Here is a 20,295-nt window from a genome sequence, read left to right on the forward strand (position 1 = left end):
CTTGGTGGCTCGTTGTCGAGGTATCTTCACGGTTTTCCTTCGGTAAGTACTTGGTTGGCGGTGTTGGTCTAGACGAACGGCGCACAGCGGGTGCTCCATCCGTTGATGAAGGCGCGGATCTCGGTGTTCAGCTCCGTGACGGAGCCGCAAAGTCCGCGGTGGATGGCCTGCCGTTCTTATTCCGAACCAACACCTCCACAAGCCCCATCCATGATGCCGGGGCGGGGGTGAGATGCCATGAATACGAAGACTTTCGGCCGGCCACGCCCGGACTTCGAACTTCTCGTGGGTGGCGTAGTTGTCCGTCACCAGATGCAGCTCTCGCTTCGGCCGGGCGCCGGCGATGTGTTTGAGGACGAGGAAACCTGACGGTGAAGTCGCGGGCTGCGCAGCTCGGTGACCGTGCCGGTGGTGATGTCCGGGACGGAGAACAGGGTGAAGGTGCGGTGTCGGGCGTAGTCGTGAGTGTGCTTCCCGCCCGAGCGATCCGCATCGACAGCGTCGGTGTGGTCCGATCCAGGGCCTGAATCTGCGATATGTGGTCCACACAAGCACGATTGCGTTCAACTGCGAACAGTGAGTTTCAAGCCGCGGCAGTAAAGTTACCTCATACTTCTATGACGGTTGATCTCTCAACCCACGCTCCCGACTTGTGCTGTAGCTCCCGCGAAGGTGACCGCTGCCAACCCGCACCCTTCCCGCTTGACAAACGACGTCGGAACTGCGGTGACGGGCATGCCTGCATGTGAAGTCCAGACTTCGAAGTCTCTGCGGTCAAGGCAGATTGGCGCGCGTGCGTCCCCAGGGATATGTTACGCAAGGTTGTAAGGGGAGCCCGGGTATGCCGTCAGGTCGACCATCTACGCCGCCCATCACCTCGATCCCGCTAGGTTGTGTCGTGCATTTTCTCGCTCGACACAAGCCCGAATTTGCTTATATAAGCAAACTATTACTCTATTGTGGTTTTAGAGTTTGGGTGTCATGCTTGCCCTGCGAGGTGTTCCAGGTCACTTTGGGTAGTCGTTTCTGAAGTGGGTTGCAAGGTGGCCGGACCGTCGGACGGCCCGCTGGCCATCGCCATCGCCATCGCAGCGATTCGATTCCCTACGCCGCAGTAGATTTGCGAACAGGGAGCGGATGTCGTGAAGGTCGAGTCGCTGGGTGGGCGATGTCAGTCCGGGGTGCCGGCCAAAGGCGTCAGTCAGCAGCGAGTCTGATGCCTGTAAGTCTTCAAAACGCGATGAGTGCAGGACTTTTGAGGACCAGAGAGCGAATTTTCCCAATTCCTCTCGACTACAGAACTGCCGAGAACGGTTTTCGTACTGGCACGCCTGCCGCACAGCGCGGACGACTGATCAGGCAAGTCAACTCCGCGCCGGGTGGTGAACTTCCAAACCAATTCTGCGCCTACACAGATCGGGGAACAAAGATGTCCATAAACGTGGACCACCCAGCATTGTCGTCGTCGATCGCCGACGGGAGAACGTTGTTTATCGCAGGTCGATGGAGTACTGCCACCGACACTTTCGAGCGTGTAGATCCCTCCGATCTCCGCCGCGTGACGGGAATCTACGCTTCGGCAACTCCCGGCAATGTCGAGAGTGCGTATGCGGCCGCCGCCGGTGCTCAACCAGCGTGGTCCGAGACAACGGCGATTCAGCGGTCGGACTTTCTTCGTTCTGCCGCTGACCTTCTGGAAAGCCGCGTTGACGACGCTGCCCTGACGATCACTGCGGACATGGGGAAGGCGATCCGCGACGCACGCGCCGAGGTCCTGCGAGGTGTCGCCATTCTCCGCTACTACGCGGGTGAGATCCTGCAGCCCAGTGGAGAGACATACCCCAGTGCTGATTCACACACGATGCTGATGACGGTAGAGGAGCCGCTCGGTGTCGTTTGTGCAATCACACCGTGGAACTTCCCCTTCGCGCTTCCGGCGTGGAAGATCGCGGCGGCAATAGGTTTCGGGAACGCAGTTGTGTGGAAGCCCGCCGAACCGGCCTGCGGATCCGCCGTGTTCCTGACGCGGATTCTCGCAGAAGCCGGGTTGCCAGCGGGGGTCCTCAATCTGGTGACGGGCAGCGGTAGAAAGCTTTCGGCGGCACTCACCGGGAACGCGCAACTCGCAGCCTTGACCTTCACCGGTTCGGGTGCAGTCGGGTCGCGACTACGTCAGGCCGTCGCCGATCGCAACGTCAAGGTCCAGCTCGAGCTGGGCGGCAAGAACCCGTCCATCGTTCTTGCCGACGCCGATGTCGAGGATGCAGCGCTACATATCGTGAAGAGCGCGATGCTCCACACCGGACAGCGCTGCACAGCGACGAGCCGGGTCTACGCGGACCGCACCGTCGCTCCCAGGCTGCGAGAACTGCTGGTGAAGCACGCCGATGCGCTCGTCGTCGGTGATGCGTACGACGAAGCCACCGACGTCGGGCCCCTTGCCTCGGTGGAGCAACGGGACACGGTGGCCGGATACCTGCAACTCGCCCGCGACGAGAACGCCGAGTTCCTGACGGGCAGGGAGTTCGATTCCGACACTTGCTATATCGCACCCACCATCCTGACCGGAGTGTCGGAGAAGAGCAGGCTCGTCCGGGAGGAGATCTTCGGACCAGTCGTGACCGTGCAGGAAGTCGACGGATTCGATGATGCGCTGAAGGTCGCGAACGACACGGACTACGGCTTGTCCTCCGGAGTGTTCACCAGAGACATCGCGACCGCGATGACCTTCATCCGGCGCACACAATCGGGGTTGGTGCACATCAATCGCGAGACCAGCAGTGTCGAGCCACATGTGCCGTTCGGGGGGCTCAAAGGCTCGAGCAGCATGAGCAGAGAACAGGGAAAGGCCGCACGTACCTTCTTCACAACCACCAAGACCGCGTATGTCCGCTGGACCTAGAAGCCAGGCCGGACGGCCTTCCCGTAATCAGCTCATCACAGTCTGCGACACAGAGCGCAATCAACAAACCCCAAGCAACACTCGGTATCAAAGGAGACAACAGTGAGCACTGCCGCACCAGCCGTGACCGAAGTACTCGACGTTCTCGTCGTAGGAGCAGGATTCGCCGGGCTGTACCAGCTCGAAAATCTGCGGAGTCGAGGGTACTCGGTGAAAGTAGTCGAGGCGGGTGAGGACCTGGGCGGAATCTGGCACTGGAACCGCTACCCGGGCGCCCGAGTGGACAGCGAAGGTCCCATCTACCAGTTCACGCGCCCCGACCTATGGGATGAATTCGCGTTCTCCGAGCTCTACCCCGGAGGCGACGAACTGCGCCGCTACTTCAAGTACGTCGACGCGAAGCTCGATCTGAGCAAGGACATCTACTACAACACCCGGGTCGATTCCGCCGAGTTCAACGATAAGACGAACACCTGGATCGTGACCGCGGAGAACGGAAGCACTTTCGTCTGCAAGTACTTCGTTCTCTGCACCGGATTCGCGGCAAAGCCGATCTTCCCGAAGCTCCCGGGAATGGACAGCTTCGCAGGGATCAACCACCACACCGGTTTGTGGCCCGAAGGCGGAATCGATTTCGCAGGAAAGCGAATCGCCATCATCGGTACCGGCGCCAGCGGTGTGCAGGTCGCTCAGGAGGCGTCGAAGGAAGCCGCACAGCTGACCATCTTCCAGCGCACCCCCGTTCAGGCGCTCCCGATGCGACAGCGCCAGCTCACCGACGAGGACAACGCGAAGATCAAGTCCGATCTGGCGGACAGATTCAGTCGTCGTGCGGCGTCATTCTCCGGCTTCGACTTCGACTTCATTCCCAAGTCAGCCCTCGAGGTGAGCGACGAGGAGCGAACCACCACTTACGAGCGACTGTGGGAGTACGGTTTCGAGTTCTGGCTCGGAACGTACCAAGACGTCTTCGTCGACGATGACGCAAACGACACGGCCTACGAGTTCTGGCGGGACCGGACGCGTGCCCGGATCAAGGACCCGGTCATCGCCGAGAAGCTGGCGCCGACGACGAAGGCGTACCCCTTCGGCGTGAAGCGCCCCTCGCTGGAGCAGACGTACTACGACATCTTCAACCAGGACAACGTGCGTCTCGTCGATCTGCACGAGGACCCGATCGAGACGATCACGCCCACCGGACTGAAGACCACATCGGAAGAGCACGAGTTCGACATCATCGTCTATGCAACGGGCTTCGATGCCGTCACCGGTGGCCTGACCGCCATCGACATTCGCGGCACCGACGGTACGTTGCTCAGGGACAAGTGGTCGAACGGTGTGCGGGCAAACCTCGGGGTCGCAACGGCAGGATTCCCCAACCTGCTGTTCCTCTACGGACCACTGAGCCCGTCGGGCTTCTGCAACGGGCCAAGCTGCGCCGAGATCCAAGGTGACCTCATCGTCGACACCATCGACTACATGCGGGACAACGGATTGAACCGTATCGAGTCCGAGGCGGACGCGGATGCTGCCTGGTCCGATCACGTCGCCGAGCTGACGACCGCGGCGCTCTACGACAAAGCCGACTCCTGGTACATGGGTGCCAACGTCCCGGGTAAACCGCGGCAGTTGCTGAACTACCCCGGTGGTCTTCCCCTCTACCTGGCCAAGTGGGACGAGATCGTGTGTGCGGGATACAAGGGCTTCACGCTTTCCTGAACAGTCAATTTGCCTCCCTCGATTAGTGATGAAAGTGAGCAACACGTGTCCGTGAGCAAAGAATCCCTGTTCCTCAACGACCTGTACGCTTCGTGGCTTACCCGGTCCGAAGGAATGGACCTCGCCAGTCAGCGAGATATGTTCGAAGAGTGGCATCTTCCGACCATCGAACCCATCGACGTCACCTATGAGGAAGTGACAGCCAACGGTGTGCCGGCAACTTGGGCGAAGCCTCTGGGGGCCGCCGAGGACCGCGTGATCGTCTTTACCCACGGTGGCGGGTTCGTGACAGGTTCACGGTTCTCACACCGCAAGCTCGCGGCACACCTCGCCAAACTGGCGGGTGTTCACGCCCTGATCGTGGACTATCGGCTCGCGCCGGAGCACAAGCACCCGGCCCAACTCGAAGACTGCATGGCCGTCCACAAGTGGCTCCGCACGCAAGGTTACAAGGCGGAGTACACGGCGACTGTCGGCGACTCGGCGGGTGCCAACCTCGCGATCTCGACAGCGTTCGAACTCGCGAGCTTGGAACTTCCCACTCCGGCTGCCGTCGTCACGCTTTCGCCGTGGCTGGATATGGAGATCAAGGGGTTGACGGTCGAATCGAACGACGCGGTCGACGTATTGGCCAAGAGGGCGGTTCTGGAAATGATGCGGGAGATGTTTCTCTCAGAACCCGCAGATGCAACGGACCCGCGGGCGAACCCACTGCTCAACGACTTCACCGATTTCCCTCCGGTGTACGTATCGGTCGGAGGCTATGAGACGCTGCTGGACGACTCACGTCGGTTGGCCGAATTGATCGAGAAGGTGAGCGGCGAGGTCGTGCTCGACGTGGTCGATGAGCAACAGCATGTATTTCACTTCAACGCGGGGCGGGCGCCCGAGGCCGATCACGCGTTGAGCCGGATTGCCCGGTGGCTGCGACCCAAGTTGGGTCTCGTCTGAACTCTGCCATACGCAGCGTGCGTATGAACGCGAAGGTGCTCGGCGGCAGGAGGTGAAGGTGTTCGTCGGCGGCGGTCTACACGGGTCTGGACCGACGACGAGTTCGTTCGCGTGTCGGTCGGGCACCAGTCGAACGATCGATCCGCAGTGAAGCGAGGGAGATACACCCATGGATGGTCCAATCCTCGTCCAACGCGACGGGTTCATCGAGGCATGGACGATTAATCGACCCGCGCAGAGCAATCCCATTTCCGGGATGGACGTTGTGGACGCATTGGTCGCCTGCGTCGATGCCGTCAACGCCGACTACGGCGCGCGAGCTGTCATCGTCACCGGCGCCGGAGCGACGTTTTCCGCCGGCGGCAACGTCAAGGACATGGCGAATCGTCGCGGATTGTTCGGGGGGAAGCCTCACGAACAACGGGATGGCTACAGAGCTGGGATACAACGGATTCCGCGAATCATGTACAACTGCGACGTGCCTCTCATCGCAGCGGTGAACGGTCCCGCAATCGGTGCCGGATGCGACCTCGCCCTCATGTGCGACCTCCGCATTGCCAGCGAAACGGCATTCTTTGCAGAGAGCTTCGTCAAGCTCGGAATCATCCCGGGTGACGGTGGCGCGTGGCTGCTACCCAAGGCCGTCGGGATGGCGCGGGCCGCAGAGGTGATATTGACGGGCGACCGTGTCGACGCGATGAAGACACTCGAGTGGGGATTGGTCTCCAGTGTCGTTGCGCCGGAGACGCTGCTCGACGAAGCTCGCGCGCTCGCCGGCCGGGTGGCCGCCAATCCGCCACACACGGTACGGATGGCCAAGAGGCTCCTCCGCGAGGGGCAGCACCAAAGCCTCGACAGTCTCCTCGAATTGTCCGCTGCCATGCAGGCGCTGGTTCAGCAGACGACCGATCACACCGAGGCGGTCAACGCCTTCATGGAGAAGAGAACTGCCGCCTTCACCGGCGAGTGACGTGCCCGAGAACCGAAGAACTCCGTGGATGCGAATTGATGCTTCCACGGAGTTCTCCCTTCAGTTCTGCTCGCGAAACTGGTGTTAGTTCTGGTAGCGCCTGGCACTTCAGCGGGTGATGAGGCCCCAGATATTTTCGCATCCTGCTTCGAGTGCGGCGGTGGTCAAGATCTCGTCCCAGTAGTGGACGGATCCGAATTCCGAGCGCCACGCCAGTGCGGGTTTGGTGAATTCGTGCAGCCTGTGCTCGCGGGTGGTGCCGATCGCCCCGTGTACCTGGTGGGCGTTACGGACGATGACCGATGCCGCGTGTCCGACGCACGACCGGGCGACGGCAATCGGGAGTTCGAGGTTCTCACTCGACCACTGTGTGCGGACCGCTTCCGTCAGTGCTGCTTCGGTCGCTGTTCGGGCGAGGGAACCTTCGGCGGCCATATCGGCCACCAGGTTCTGCACGGCTTGAAACCTGGCCAGGGGGCGTCCGAATTGCACTCGTTCGGTGGTGTGGGCGACGGAGAGATCGAGGATGCGGTCGAGGGCGGCACACGCCTGCAGCGCCCGGATGAGGGCGCCCCGTAGAAAAAGTTGTCGGATCACCGAGTCCGACACTGCGGTGCCCGACAATGCGATCGTGTCAGCGGATACGACGTCGCGGGGTTCGTCGGCGAGGTTGGACCCGGAGGTGATGTCGAAGACTGTTGTCTCGAGGTCGGCGACGACGTACGTGTCGTTCTTCCGCCAGACCGTGACGATCTTGTCTACCTGGGACGCCCACGGCACGCCGCGGGCGACGCCGTTCTCGTCGAGTACGCATGCGGTGAGGCGCGCATTGTCCATCGGTAGACCGGCCTCTTCGAGGAGCCAACCGGCGAGCAGGTCGTGTTCGGCGAGGGGAATCCGGACTCGGTGCGACGCCGCGGCGCGCAAGAGTTGCGCTGCCTCGTACCAACCTGCGCCGCTGCCGCCGGTCTCTTCGCGGCCGGTCAGCCGGGCGAGACCCAGTTCGTCGAGTTGTGCCCACAGTGCAAGATCGCACGTGGCGATACCGTTCTCGGGCCCGTTCCGTTCCCGGTGATCGGAAAAGACTGCGGACATCATGTCGGTCAGGTTCGCGTCGACCGTGGTTGGTGCGTGCATCAGCGCATCCCCAATCCCCGCGCGATCACGCCGCGCAGAACTTCGTTGGTGCCGCCCCGGAGAGTAAATCCCGGGCGTTGGACGATGGCGTCCTCGAGCATCGAGGCGTAACGAGTAGGCGAAGATTCATCGGTGAGGAGGTCGGCAAAGTCGGCTACGTCGCCTTCGGTGGACGTCCCGAGGACCTTGACCACGGCGGCGGCGGTGTCGGCGGGTTCGTGGCACTCGAGTGCGCCCGCCACTGCAGTCGACATGTGGTGCAGCCCGGCGATCCGTCCGAGATACCGGCCCAGATTCGAATGCCGCGGCAAGGTTCCCTGCTTCATCTGTTCGGCCGTCTCGGCGCGCAGGACGAATGTCGACAGGAATCGCTCCGGGCCGCTGCGTTCGAAGCTGAGTTCCGAGGTGACCTGCTGCCACCCGTTGTTGATGGTGCCGAAGACCATCTCGTCCACGACGAGGACCTCGTCGAGGAGGACCTCGTTGAAGTGGTGCTGCCCGTTCATCGACACGATCGGTCTGATGCCGACTCCGGGGGCGCGCAGATCGACGATGAACTGGCTGAGGCCGTCGTGCCGGTGCGCCGGATCGAGTGGGGCGGTGCGGGCAAGGCAGATGAACGCGTCAGCGCGATGAGCACCGGAGGTCCAGACCTTGACTCCGGTAATGGACCACCCTCCGGCCACGCGGGTGGCCTTTGTGCGCACACTGGCCAAATCGGACCCGGAATCCGGCTCGCTCATACCGATACCGAAATAGCATTCTCCGCGCGTGATCGCCGGCAAGAATTTGTGCTTCTGGACTTCGGTGCCGTACTTCAGCAGCGACGGGACGATCTGCCGGTCGGCGATCCAGTGGGCGGCGACGGGGGCGCCAGCGGCGAGCAACTCTTCGGTGACGACGAACCGTTCGAGGTGGCGGCGGCCGTGGCCGCCGTACTCGGCCGGCACGGTCATGCCGAGCCATCCGCGGGCGGCCAATGCACGTGTGAAGTCTTCGTCCCAGCCGGTCAACCAGGAGTCGACCTGTCGGCCGATCTTGCCTTCACTGAGTTGCTCGGCAAGAAACTCACGGACTTCGGTCCGCAAGTCGTCCATGGCGTGTGGGTCACTGGAGACCGGGGGCACCAGTCTGAGGTTGGTCATGATGGTTCTTCCATTCAGGAGGAGGTGGCCTGAGGCGAGGTCGCCGTCACGACGGATGCATCGGCCAGCGCATGGACGCGGTCGGCGGAGTAACCGAGATCTTCGAGGATCGTGAAGGTGTCCTCACCGAGCAGGGGAGGGTGTCGGCTGAGCGAAATCGGTGTGCGCGACATCGCGAACGGAGTGCGGGTGGCGTGATACTCGCCTTCGGTGGGGTGTTCACGCTTGGTGATCAATCCCTGGTCCAGGACGTAGGCGTTCTCGTGTGCGTGGGCGAGATCGAGTAGGTCGGACGCGGGAATTCCCTGTGTCTGACACAAGTCCAACCAACCCGCGTGGTCCGGCTGGGGACGGCCTCACGGATCGCCGAGAGAAGTTCGCCCATGCGGGTGTGGCGGTCGTCCACCGAGGCGTAGCGGGGGTTGTTCACCAGACAGGAAGCACTTCAAGGACTATGTCAGCCGGAGCAGGTTTCCGCAATAAAAGAGTTGAATACATATATAAGTAAGATAGAGTGGTGGTGACCGCTCGGATGGAGCAGTGCCCGTAGGGAGAATGTGCCGTGATGCAACCAGAGGACGCCCTCAATGTTCGAGGCCGCAGTCGCCATCGAACCGTGGACCGCATTGCTGCGATTCTCGAGCTCGTAGCCCGATCCCGCACCGGACTCACCTTGAGTGGGATGGCCAAAGAGCTCGACGCGCCGATCAGTTCGACGCAAGGTCTCGTCAACGGCCTCGTTGCGACGGGTTATCTCGAGGAGCACGAGCGACGGTACTCGCTCGGCAGTGCCCCGTATCTACTCAACCGCCTCGCTGGGCGGCAGCCCGTCTCGACGGTCACGCACGCCGACCTCGAAGACGTCCACGCGAGTTCCGGCTTGACGACCGTGCTGTCGATCGCCGTCGGTCCGAACATCTTCTACGTCGACTACTGCTCTTCCGACCCACGGTTCGCGTACCTCGCCGAGAACTACGTGAGGCGATCGCTCATCCGTACCTCCGGCGGCTGGATACTGCTTGCCGGGATGGAGAAGCGTGACCTCTGGGCGTACATCCAGTCTCTGCCCGACGAGGATCGCGACACTGTCGAGCGGTTCTTCGCTGCCCTGCCGGAGATCGAACAGACCGGAATCTGCGCCTCCCCCAACGAGTCGACGGACGGCGACGGTGTCTCGGTCGCGGTTCGTGAGAACGGCAAGACCGTCGCCGCCGTCGGTGTCATCGCACCACACACCGTGATCACGAAGGAACGCGACAGGCTGGTCGCGCTCTTGGAGCAAGGTGCCCGGAGTTGGTCCGATCGCAGCGTACGACCGTAATGCAGCCGACCCGGGGCACCGTGGTCAGCCGGAGAACTGCTTGCCGAGGAATTCGACGACGGCACCGTGCAGTTCAGCGCTGCGCGGAATGGCACCGGTCATCCAGTACACGGCATGGACAAGGCCTTCATACAGTTCGACCTGCACGGGGACGCCCTGGTCGGCCAACCTCCGGCCGTAGTCCACGCCCTCGTCCCGAGTGACCTCGTATTCGTTGAGCAACAGCAGAGTGGAGGGAAGCCCGGACAGATCCGCGGCCTTGGCCGGGGAGGCATACGGATTCTCGGCGTCTTCCGGGGTGGCCAGGTACTGCTCCCAGAACCAGTCGATGGCTGCCGTGGTGACCAAGTACCCCTCGGCGTTCTCCTCGCGCGACGGGAATCGTGCCGTGCCGTCGATGACCGGATAGATCAATACCTGAGCGCGCAGTGCCGGGGCGCCGGTGTCGCGTGCCCGGAGGGCTGTGACCGCGGCCAGGTTGCCTCCGGCGCTGTCACCCATGACGGCTACGCGCGTGCCGTCGCCACCGAAGTCGGCTGCGTGCTCGACGACCCAGTTCAGTCCGGCGAACGCATCTTCGGGTGCGGCAGGAAACTTGTGCTCGGGAGCCAGCCGGTAACTCAGTGCAGCCACGACGACTTTCGCATCGGCGGCGAGTGCGCGACATGGCTGCTCGGTGACGTCGAGGCTGCCGGCGACCCAGCCACCGCCGTGGATGTACACCACGATCGGCAGAGGTGTTTCGGACTCCGGGATGTAGAGACGCACTGCCTGGTCGCCACCGGGGCCGGGGTAGACCGTGTCGACGACACGAGCGACGTCCGCCTTCGGTGCCTGGAGGCCGCTGAAGGACTCGACGACCTCACGGACTTCAGCAATGCTCATCTGCTCGAACGACTTCAGTCCCTGCTCGTTCAAAGTATCTATCAAATTCTTGACCGCAGGATCGAGTGCCATGGTGTTCTCCTTCATGTCATGAGCAAGTCTGTTCAGCCGGCAGGTGGAGCCACACTATGGGTGCGTTCGGCGCGGGGAGTGTCCGAAAATCACACACGCATCCGCCCCCCGGTGTTACAGGCGTGTGTTTCACAATCGGACACGCCGACGCCCTGCGGTTCTAGTTTGATTCGGAGTGATCAACAGACGGCTGGAATTTCAGCGTCGCCGACAGAGAGGAACGGCAGTGAACGCGATTGCAGCGATCGAAGGAAGCGGTGACCATCGGGTCCTGGTGTTGCACGGCTGGGCGCTGGACAGCAGCGTATGGCTCACCGCCCGAGCCCGGACGGATCAGTCCCGCTTCACCTACGCGTACCTCGACTTTCCAGGATACGGGGTCAACCGGCCCGAAGCACCGGCCGACGGAATCGACGGGATGGCCGCGGTCGCCCTCGACGCCGCCGATCAGCTCGGATGGTCGACCTTTTCCGTTCTCGGACATTCGATGGGGGGCACCACAGCGCTTCGGGTGGCGACCCTCGCACCTGAACGCGTGACCTCGGTCGTCGCACTGACGCCCGTCTCCCCGGCAGGTACCCCTCTCGACGAAGCGACCTACGGTTCCTTCGCCGGGGCCTGGGCAGACCCGGGTGCAGCCATCCGTGGCGCACTGGCACCACACATCGACGAGACAGATCTGAAGAACCTCGTCGACCGCAACCGCTCGACGATGGACCAGGCAACCTGGGAGTCCTACCTGAAGAACTGGACCAGTCCCGACTTCCTCGACCAGATGGGCACCTACGAAGGGCCTACCACCCTGATCGTGGGTGAGAGCGACCCGTTCGTCACCGCCGAGTACCTCGGGGACACGTTGGCGGCCTTGAAGAACGGGAACCTGAAGACCGTTCGGGGCAAAGCCGGGCACTACCCCATGGTGGAGAACGCTCCGGAGACGGTGGCGTTGTCGGAGCAATCTCTGTACTGATCTGACCGGGAACGCAATCCGGGTTCCGACCATGCCACGTTCGAATCACGAATCCAGGGAGGATTCTCACCATGTTGAATCACGTTGTGACATTCAAATGGAAGCAGGACGTCAGTGACGAGCACATTGAGTCCTTTCACGAAGCTCTGAGCGCAGTCTCGGAGAAGATTCCGGAGGTCGTGGAATACCGTTACGGAAGGGATCTGGCCCTCAAGCCCGGCAGCGGCGACTACGCAATCTCCGCGACCTTCGAAGACGTTCCCGACTTTCGCACATACCTGGCACATCCCGATCATGTGCGCCTCGTCCAGGAATTCATCTCGGTGATGGCCGAATCGTATTCGTCCGTTCAGATCGAATTCGCCTCGCGATAGGCGCGACCGGACCGTCGTTCGTCGAACGACGGTCCGGTCGACAGTGTCGCTCGTTTCCGAAAGTTGTGATCCAGTGGTGAGTGTCGAACACACCGGGCAGGCCCCGTCACGTGGTGCCCTGAGCCGTCCCGTCTCGGTGCGTGACGACGCGGCTGCGTGGGTGGAGGCGTGGCCGGATGCCCGAATACTTCGCGTGAACGGTCGCGGTCAGGTCCGGCTTGTCGACAGACAACTGATGCTGGAACCGGCCGCCGACCTCTACTCCGAGCCTCCCGCGCGCGCCGTGCTGCTCGGCGTCTGTGGCACGGTTCACGAGTGGGCGGTGCGGGACGAGTTCCTCGCTGACAATTCCTCTGCGGGAACCAAGGTCGAACTCGGTGACCTGCGCTCACACGGAGCACTCCTCGATGCTGCTGACGCCGACCGGTATGTCACAGCGTTGGCATTGCTGACGTGGCAGGACGACGCCCATTTCTGCGCGCGGGATGGGGCGCCGACAACGATCACCTCGGGTGGTTGGATGGGCGTGTGCACGGCGTGCGGCCGGGAGGAATATCCGCGTACCGATCCCGCGATCATTTGTCTGGTGCACGACGGGGCAGACCGAGTACTGCTGGCGCGTCAGGCGAACTGGCCGGCACGGAACTTCTCGACGCTGGCGGGCTTCGTCGAGGCGGGCGAGTCTCTGGAAAGCTGTGTGGCACGGGAAGTTGCGGAGGAGGTCGGTCTCCTCGTCTCCGACGTGGTCTACGTCGGAAGTCAGCCCTGGCCCTTCCCGCGCTCCCTCATGCTCGGATTCCATGCCACGGCAGATCCCCGAGACGAGCTCGTCTTCATGGATGGCGAGATCGGCGAAGCTCACTGGTGCACCCGCGCGGAGGTACGGGAGGCTCTGGCTGCAGGGGATTGGACGAGCTCGGCGGATGCGCACGTGTTGTTGCCCGGCGCAGTCTCGATTGCGAGGCGCATGCTCGAGGCCTGGGCGCGAGCCAGTGATTGACACTCTGTCTCGATCGGCACGGTCCCCTCCTCGACTGGCACTACTGCGGAAGGAACCGGCTTCCGTCGATTCCCAGGGCACGCATTTTGCGGTAGAGGGTGGAGCGAGCTACCCCCAGGCGTTGCGCAGCCAGTAGTTTGTTGCCGTCGGTCTCGACGAGTGCCCTGAGCAACGCGTCACGCTCCGCCAATTCGAGTGAGGTCGAGGCATTTCGGCGGCGTAGATCACCGTCGCGGTATCCGTCGGGCAGATGCTGCACTCCGATGTCGGAGCCCATCGAACGCAGGAGCGAGGACGCCAGAACCGATTCGAGCTCTCTGACATTTCCCGGCCAGTCCCGCGCGACCAGCAGTTGCAGAGCAGTGGGTTGCAGTCGCAGGCCGGTGCGGTCCGGGGAGTGCTTACGTAGTAGGGCGACACTGATGTCGGCGATATCTTCGGACCGATGTCGCAGTGGATCGATCTCTATGCGGCGCATGAAGTGATCGCACAGTCGACCGGCGGGGCCTTGACGGATCCCTTCGCCGGCGGTGGCAATGATGTGAGCGCGATTGTCGACGGCCTCGCTGAGGATCGCGCAGACGTTGGAGACCAGTTGTTCCGGCAGGAGATCGAGATGCCGGATGATGAGGGCTCCGTCGACCTTGTTCCAATTGACCAGTCCGGCAATCCACGCGACGGGGTCGACGGAGGCGGTACCAGCGTCGAACACGGTGAAATGGCCGTCGGCATCCTGCATCCGGTGGAGGGCGCTCGCGGCAAAGAACTTGCCGGCGCCGGGTTCTCCGGTGACGAGCACAGGTGCGTCGATCGCGACGAGTCGCTCGAGTTCGGTCTGCAGTCGCTTCGTCGACAAACTGCGGCCGGGAACCTTGACAGTCTCCGTGCGTCTTTCGACGGTGGAGGCCGACGCCAATTGACGGGCGGGCGACTTCTTCGTATCGCGGGGATGTGGCCGCATCTCGATGACGATGCCCGCCGGCGTTCGGGAGTCTCCGACTCTGCGTGCAGTTGCGGAAACCGTGACGTTGTCGGCGAGTCTGACTTCCCCGATGAACTCGTCGCGGCCGGCCAGCATTCGGCATGCCCAATCCCACAAGAGCGCCTGGTCGGACGTGTCGATGATCTGCGCGGCCATCGGAGTGGTCATGATGACATCTTGATTCAAGGACACCACTGCAGAGGAGCCGCGTCGAGAGGCCTGCAGGAAGGACTGGAGAAGCAGTTGCTCGCGATCGGAGGACTCGGCGTAGAGACGCGACTGAATTTCGCGAACGGCTGATTGCGCCAGGGCACCCATCAGCGCGTTGGAGTCCGACAGGTTGGAAGTGATGTCGAGGATCCCCTCCACTGTGCGGGTGATCGGATGGATGATAGGAACACCGACGCACGCCAGGCTTTGCAGCGCCTCACGGAAGTGCTCACCACCGCTGACTTGGAACGGTCGTCGCTCCTCCAACGCGGTGCCGATCCCGTTGGTGCCGGTGTCCTCCTCGGCATAGCGGAAGCCGGGTGCCACGTAGGCGCGGTCCAAACGCGCTCGCAACCCTGCGTCGCCCGCCCTGCGGTCGACGATCTGAGCGGCGGAATCGGCCAGCAGGATGGTCGCGGGCGCGTCCTGCAGGTGTAGGACGAGGTTGTCGATCACGGGATCGGCGGCTCTCCTCAACCGGCTGTCACGATCCACGTCCGGCGTGTAGGGAAGGTCGCCGTCGCCGGCCGAGACGCCGATAACTTCACACCGCCGCCATGACGCCTCGATCTCGGGTCGGAGGGTGCTCAACTCCTGGCTCTCTCGTGATGGCGCTGATATCCAGAATCGTTCACGTTCGTTCAATGGCTCGCGGCCCGCCTTGTCGATACTCATAGCCACCTTACATCACTGGTCAGGGGATTTTCCGAGCTGACCCTCCCCCAAATGTAACCTGGCTCACATCTTTGGGTGTGTCCCGTTTTGCTACAGTCCGCTCGCTGTACCGGACCTGGTGGGAATGACTGCAACGTTGTGGTCGACACCATCGGAGACTGTGCTCGCCTGGTCTGTCGATGCGGGCTGACCTGTGTTTTCCCGATGCCGTCGTCTGATGTCGGCTTTGTCGATCTTGCCCATTGCAGTCTTGGGGATCTCATCGACTCTCACGAAACGATCGGGCAGCCAGAACCGGGGGAGGGTTGTCGCCAGGAACGTCCGAAGCTCCTCGTCGGTCACGTCGGCGTCCAGCCGGAGCCACGCGAGGGGGCGTTCCTGCCATGTGTCGTCCGGCACGGCGATGACGGCGGCCTCCGAGACAGCAGGATGAAGCATGAGCGCATTCTCGAGGTCCACCGAGGAAATCCATTCCCCACCGCTCTTGACGAGGTCCTTTTCGCGGTCTTTGATCTGCAGGCCGGCATCTGGGTGAACGGTCGCCACATCGCCGGTGCGCAGCCAGCCGTCTCGAAAGCTGTCCGGCGTTCGTGGATCGTCCAGGTATTCCCGGGCGACCCACGGCGAACGTACTTCCAGTTCGCCGACGGTCTGACCATCCCAGTGTTGCGGTGAGCCGGATTCGTCCACGACGCGGAGCTCGAACAACGGCAGTGGCCTGCCCTGCATCGAGCCGCCGGGGGAGAACGTGCCCATCGGAGATGTCTCGGTCATTCCCCATCCATTTACGACGCGGGCGCCTTGCTCAGCCCACCACCGCGCCAGCGCGACCGGCGGCACCTGCCCTCCGAGCCACATCGTCTTCAGCTCCGAGAGGTCGTAGCCACAGTTACGGCGTAGGTGCTCGTCGCGCATGAGGGCGGCGACCGTCGGCGAGCCGACGAAGGTGTCGGGCCGTTCGCCATGGATCAAGTCCAGGAACCGCTCGGGTGTGGGGTGCGGTCCGGGCAGCACCAGACGTGCGCCCTGGAGCGCCGCCGCGTAGGGGACACCCCAGCCGTTGACGTGCGACATCTGGGTGGCGAGCAGGTAGGCCCGCTCCGCGTCGATCTCGACTCCGCCCTTGGTGCTGATCGCCATGGCGTGGAGCACGATGCTCCGGTGGCTGTAGACGACGCCCTTGGGCAACCCGGTCGTGCCCGAGGTGAAGCAGATCGACGCCGCAGTGTTTTCGTCGACCTCCTGGAAGGACCCGAGGGTGCATGCACGTGAAACGAACTGATCATAGGGAATGACCTGGTCGAAGCCATCGATCGCACCGGGTTGGCCCACAACGACGAGGTGCCGAACCGTGGGAATCCGACCACGCATCGCCTCTACCAACGGGAGAAGATCCTCGTCGACGATCAGAACCTCATCTGAAACATGGTTGATCGTATAGGCCATGTGTTCGACCGGCATGCGGTGATTTACCGTGTGCAGGACGGCCCCGAGCGCTGGGACCGCGAAGTATGCCGCCAGGTGCTGACGGGTATTCCACGCCATGGTTGCGATTCGGGACCCGCGTTTCACGCCGATCGATGCGAGCGCACCGGCCAGATCCCTCACGTCGGAGACCAGGTCCCGGTATGTGAAACTGCGAACCCCGTCCGAAGTCCAGGCCGTGTTGATCCGAGCGCCATTCACGTTCTCGGCGCGCCACAGCAGCCTCGCCACCGACAATTGACTACTCATCATGAGCCCATCCACCGGTCCTACCGCCTTTCATCAGATCGCTCCAAGTCGGGTCCTCGATGGATGCCAACTCTGCGACCACGTAATAGGCCGATCCTGTACCCCCCGTCAGGCACAAGGTGTCCTATAACGAGTCATCCCTTGCCCCAACGTGGTGTTGCATTTTCGGACATCCGTTTGATCACTCAGCCGACAACAGTGGTGGAAACCGCGGGTTTGAAATGCCGAGCCCGAAACGACTCCAAATCTAAAGGGGCACAACCATGACCGAATACACGCTGCGAACCATTGTCGACGGCTACTCGTACCTCGAGGGCCCCCGCTGGCATGACGGACGTCTCTGGTTTGCGGACTTCTACACCCACACCGTGAATGCCGTGAACGCCGACGGCAGCATCGAACTTGTCGCGACGGTCCCGCACCAACCCTCTGGGCTCGGTTGGCTGCCGGACGGGCGGCTGCTGATCGTGTCGATGAAGGACCGCAAGGTGCTGCGTCAAGAGTCGGACGGCACACTCGTCGAGCATGCCGACATCCGCAACCTATGCGGTGGCCACGCCAACGACATGGTCGTGGACGCCCAGGGAAGGGCCTACGTGGGCAACTTCGGATTCGACCTCATGGGTGGGGCGCCACACGAGCACACAACTGTCGTCCTCGTCGACACCGACGGAAGCGCCTCGATCGTCGCCGACGGACTGTCATTCCCCAACGGCATGGTCATCACTCCCGATGGTTCAACCCTGCTGGTCAACGAATTGTTCGGCAATCGGATCTCGGCATTCGACATCCACCCGGACGGCACGCTCGGCGAGCGAATCGAATGGGCCGGCTACGGAGATCTCGGTGCCGAGCCGGACGTCGGCACACGACTCGAGGCCGCCACGATCGTGCCCGACGGTCTGACCCTGGACGCCGAAGGCGCCGTGTGGATTGCCGATGCCGGGAACAACCGAGCGGTGCGGATCGCCAAGGGCGGCGAAATCCTCGACGAGGTCAGCACCGCACCCGACGGGGTGTTCGCCGTCGCGCTCGGCGGCGACGACGGGCGCACCCTGTTCTTGTGCGTCGCACCGAATTTCGACGAGACCGAACGCACCGCAACCCGGCTGGGGCGCATGCTCGCCACCGAAGTGGACGTACCACACGCCGGCCGCCCCTGACCCTCCGGATCCCGCGGCGGAACCGTCTCCCACAGCGGGTCCGGCGTTGTTCTCACATTTCAACTGACCAAGGAGCCCCGGGGTGTTCACTACCTCCTTCACACGGATCTTCGACGTGGAGCATCCCGTCGTTTGTGGCGGCATGACTGCGGTCGGCACTGCCGACCTCATCGCCGCCGTCGCAAACGCGGGTGCTCTCGGATTCCTTTCCGCTCTCTCCCAGCCGACACCCGAAGCCTTGGCCGAGGAGATCGCAAGATGTCGGTCCATGACCGACCGACCCTTCGGTGTCAACCTGACGATCCTGCCAACCCTCAAACCTGTTCCCTACGAAGACTATCGCGCTGCCATCATCGACTCCGGCGTGGGCGTCGTCGAAACGGCGGGTAGCAACCCCGCCCCCCATCTGCACGCCTTCGCCGCCGCCGGCATCAAGGTAATCCACAAGGCCGTCTCCGTGCGCCACGCGCTGAAGGCGGAGAAGCTTGGAGTCGACGCGGTCAGCATCGACGGGTTCGAATGTGCAGGCCATCCCGGAAACGACGACGTTCCCGGTCTCGTCCTGATCCCTGCCGCCACCCGCAAGTTGTCGATCCCCGTCATCGCCAGCGGTGGATTCGCCGACGGTGCCGGCCTGGCGGCGGCTCTGGCATTGGGGGCCAGCGCAATCAACATGGGAACCAGATTCGTCGCCAGCACAGAGGCGACGGTCCACGAGAACGTCAAACGCCAGATCACCGTCAACGACGAACGATCTACGCAACTGGTGTTCCGAGAGTTCAACAACACCGCCCGCGTCGCCCGCAACTCCATCTCGGAGAGAATCTCCGAGATCTCCGCGCTTCCGAACGCAACATTCGACGACGTCGCCGATCTGGCTTCCGGGGTGCGCGGTCGCCAGAAGGTTCTGGCCGGCGGTGACGTGGATGCCGGCTTGTGGTGGGCCGGGCAATCACAGGGACTGATCGACGAGATCCTCACCTGCGAGGAGATCGTGACCAGCACGGTCAGCCAGGCCCATGATCTGATCGTGAACAGACTTCCCCAACTTACGGGTGCCATCCGATGATCCGCACCGTGGATGCCGAGTACGAGACGATCGCCGTCGAGCTGCGCGACGGCGTGCTCATCGTGACGCTGAATCGACCGGAGTCGCTCAACGCCTTCACCATCACCACGGCTGATGAGCTCGAGCACCTCTTCCGGGCCGTCAATGACGACGACGATGTCAACGCCGTGGTGGTGACCGGCTCGGGCCGTGCCTTTTGCGCCGGTATGGATCTCACGACCGACGGCAACGTGTTCGGCCTCGACGAGACATTGGAGCCGACCCTCCACGATATGGGGGACTTGCAGGACCCGGTCATTGCCCGCGGCGTCCGCGACACCGGCGGTCGGGTCACACTTGCGGTGTTCGATTGCCTCAAACCCGTGATCGCCGCCGTCAACGGTCCCGCCGTGGGCATCGGAGCCACCCTGACCTTGTCCATGGACGCCCGACTCGCCTCCACAGCAGCACGATTCGGGTTTGTCTTCGGCCGCCTCGGGATCACACCCGAAGCAGCCTCGACCTGGTTCCTGACGAGGATCGTCGGACTCGACACCGCGCTCGACCTCGTGTACTCCGCCGACATCCTCGGCGCGGCCGACGCGGCCGACATTGGCCTGGTTCGCTCGGTCCACTCGCCGGACGAACTTCTCGATGCCGCGCTTGCACTGGCACATCGCTTCACTCGCGGGCGGTCGCGTGTCGCGACCGCCCTGACCCGGCAGATGATGTACCGCAACGCGCTTCTCGATCACCCCGCCGAGGCTCACCGCATCGATTCACTCGCAATGTTCTACACCAGTATCGGAGATGGAAGAGAAGGTGTCCAAGCATTCCGAGAGAAGAGGAAGCCCGAGTTCGAGGGGCGCGTATCAACCGACCTTCCTGACTTCTACACCGACTGGATAGAGCGGTAGCGTCGCTGAGACATAGCTGTGATGTCCACTCGCGGAATACGGGTAGCACCTTTCATCGTCACTGCCTACCGGCCAATGAAATCCCATCAGTGTCGACGAGCCCACGGTTGGCCAATCGGT

General features: G+C 62.8%; 17 protein-coding genes. 11 read left to right on the plus strand and 6 right to left on the minus strand.

Going from position 1 to position 20,295, the window contains the following annotated elements; genetic code table 11:
* Positions 1–1,429: 1,429 nt before the first annotated feature.
* The 4 genes from JWS13_RS28440 to JWS13_RS28455 all read left to right on the plus strand — a co-directional run bounded on the left by JWS13_RS28440 (position 1,430) and on the right by JWS13_RS28455 (position 6,542).
* A complete protein-coding gene (locus JWS13_RS28440) occupies positions 1,430–2,902 on the plus strand; it encodes an aldehyde dehydrogenase family protein (RefSeq protein WP_206011762.1) in 1,473 nt (490 codons plus the stop codon).
* A 102-nt stretch (positions 2,903–3,004) separates the two neighbouring features.
* Positions 3,005–4,621: a flavin-containing monooxygenase gene (locus tag JWS13_RS28445; RefSeq protein WP_206008759.1), complete on the plus strand. Its 1,617-nt coding sequence runs from the start codon at positions 3,005–3,007 to the stop codon at positions 4,619–4,621.
* 45 nt (positions 4,622–4,666) lie between these two features.
* Positions 4,667–5,572 (plus strand): alpha/beta hydrolase, encoded by a 906-nt coding sequence (locus tag JWS13_RS28450; protein WP_206008760.1) that lies wholly within the window; start codon positions 4,667–4,669, stop codon positions 5,570–5,572.
* Positions 5,573–5,741: 169 nt separating this feature from the next.
* The gene (locus tag JWS13_RS28455) at positions 5,742–6,542 is read left to right on the plus strand and encodes a crotonase/enoyl-CoA hydratase family protein (protein WP_206008761.1); all 801 of its coding nucleotides are present in this window, start codon (positions 5,742–5,744) and stop codon (positions 6,540–6,542) included.
* Positions 6,543–6,650: 108 nt separating this feature from the next.
* Here the strand turns inward: JWS13_RS28455 and JWS13_RS28460 are convergent, their stop codons facing one another.
* From JWS13_RS28460 to JWS13_RS28470, 3 genes are read right to left on the minus strand one after another with little or no spacing between them, the layout of a single operon-like run.
* Entirely contained in the window at positions 6,651–7,679 is a 1,029-nt protein-coding gene (locus JWS13_RS28460; RefSeq protein WP_206008762.1) for an acyl-CoA dehydrogenase family protein, read from the minus strand.
* Positions 7,679–8,824, minus strand: coding sequence for an acyl-CoA dehydrogenase family protein (locus JWS13_RS28465; RefSeq protein WP_206008763.1), 1,146 nt, complete (start codon positions 8,822–8,824; stop codon positions 7,679–7,681). Before JWS13_RS28465 ends, JWS13_RS28460 begins: the two co-directional genes overlap by 1 nt.
* A 14-nt stretch (positions 8,825–8,838) precedes the next feature.
* Entirely contained in the window at positions 8,839–9,144 is a 306-nt protein-coding gene (locus JWS13_RS28470) for a CoA transferase (RefSeq protein WP_241032360.1), read from the minus strand.
* Between the two features lie 245 nt (positions 9,145–9,389).
* Between JWS13_RS28470 and JWS13_RS28475 the strand changes: the two genes are divergently transcribed.
* Positions 9,390–10,145, plus strand: a complete 756-nt coding sequence (locus JWS13_RS28475) for an IclR family transcriptional regulator (RefSeq protein ID WP_206011763.1) — start codon at positions 9,390–9,392, stop codon at positions 10,143–10,145.
* Positions 10,146–10,169: 24 nt separating this feature from the next.
* On the opposite strand, the gene JWS13_RS28480 is transcribed toward JWS13_RS28475, so the two are convergent.
* Positions 10,170–11,102, minus strand: a complete 933-nt coding sequence (locus JWS13_RS28480) for an alpha/beta hydrolase (protein ID WP_206008764.1) — start codon at positions 11,100–11,102, stop codon at positions 10,170–10,172.
* 226 nt (positions 11,103–11,328) lie between these two features.
* Here JWS13_RS28480 and JWS13_RS28485 point away from each other — a divergent pair, with 226 nt between their 5' ends.
* The 3 genes from JWS13_RS28485 (at position 11,329) to nudC (ending at position 13,446) form a co-directional block, all read left to right on the plus strand.
* Positions 11,329–12,072 (plus strand): alpha/beta fold hydrolase, encoded by a 744-nt coding sequence (locus JWS13_RS28485; protein WP_206008765.1) that lies wholly within the window; start codon positions 11,329–11,331, stop codon positions 12,070–12,072.
* A gap of 71 nt (positions 12,073–12,143) precedes the next feature.
* Positions 12,144–12,446 carry a Dabb family protein gene (locus tag JWS13_RS28490; RefSeq protein ID WP_206008766.1) on the plus strand — a complete coding sequence of 101 codons (303 nt, stop codon included), beginning with the start codon at positions 12,144–12,146 and terminating at the stop codon, positions 12,444–12,446.
* A gap of 73 nt (positions 12,447–12,519) precedes the next feature.
* Positions 12,520–13,446, plus strand: coding sequence for an NAD(+) diphosphatase (gene nudC, locus JWS13_RS28495; RefSeq protein WP_206008767.1), 927 nt, complete (start codon positions 12,520–12,522; stop codon positions 13,444–13,446).
* A 40-nt stretch (positions 13,447–13,486) separates the two neighbouring features.
* Here the strand turns inward: nudC and JWS13_RS28500 are convergent, their stop codons facing one another.
* The gene (locus tag JWS13_RS28500; RefSeq protein ID WP_241032361.1) at positions 13,487–15,229 is read right to left on the minus strand and encodes a sigma-54-dependent Fis family transcriptional regulator; all 1,743 of its coding nucleotides are present in this window, start codon (positions 15,227–15,229) and stop codon (positions 13,487–13,489) included.
* Between the two features lie 174 nt (positions 15,230–15,403).
* The gene (locus JWS13_RS28505; protein WP_206008768.1) at positions 15,404–17,050 is read right to left on the minus strand and encodes a long-chain fatty acid--CoA ligase; all 1,647 of its coding nucleotides are present in this window, start codon (positions 17,048–17,050) and stop codon (positions 15,404–15,406) included.
* A 260-nt stretch (positions 17,051–17,310) separates the two neighbouring features.
* Here JWS13_RS28505 and JWS13_RS28510 point away from each other — a divergent pair, with 260 nt between their 5' ends.
* The 3 genes from JWS13_RS28510 (at position 17,311) to JWS13_RS28520 (ending at position 20,175) form a co-directional block, all read left to right on the plus strand.
* Entirely contained in the window at positions 17,311–18,210 is a 900-nt protein-coding gene (locus JWS13_RS28510; RefSeq protein WP_206008769.1) for an SMP-30/gluconolactonase/LRE family protein, read from the plus strand.
* A gap of 82 nt (positions 18,211–18,292) precedes the next feature.
* Entirely contained in the window at positions 18,293–19,279 is a 987-nt protein-coding gene (locus JWS13_RS28515; RefSeq protein WP_206008770.1) for an NAD(P)H-dependent flavin oxidoreductase, read from the plus strand.
* The gene (locus JWS13_RS28520; RefSeq protein ID WP_206008771.1) at positions 19,276–20,175 is read left to right on the plus strand and encodes a crotonase/enoyl-CoA hydratase family protein; all 900 of its coding nucleotides are present in this window, start codon (positions 19,276–19,278) and stop codon (positions 20,173–20,175) included. The genes JWS13_RS28515 and JWS13_RS28520 overlap by 4 nt, the downstream gene beginning before the upstream one ends.
* Positions 20,176–20,295: the final 120 nt, after the last annotated feature.

This window comes from Rhodococcus pseudokoreensis (genome assembly GCF_017068395.1).
In the GTDB taxonomy this organism is placed as follows: domain Bacteria; phylum Actinomycetota; class Actinomycetes; order Mycobacteriales; family Mycobacteriaceae; genus Rhodococcus_F; species Rhodococcus_F pseudokoreensis.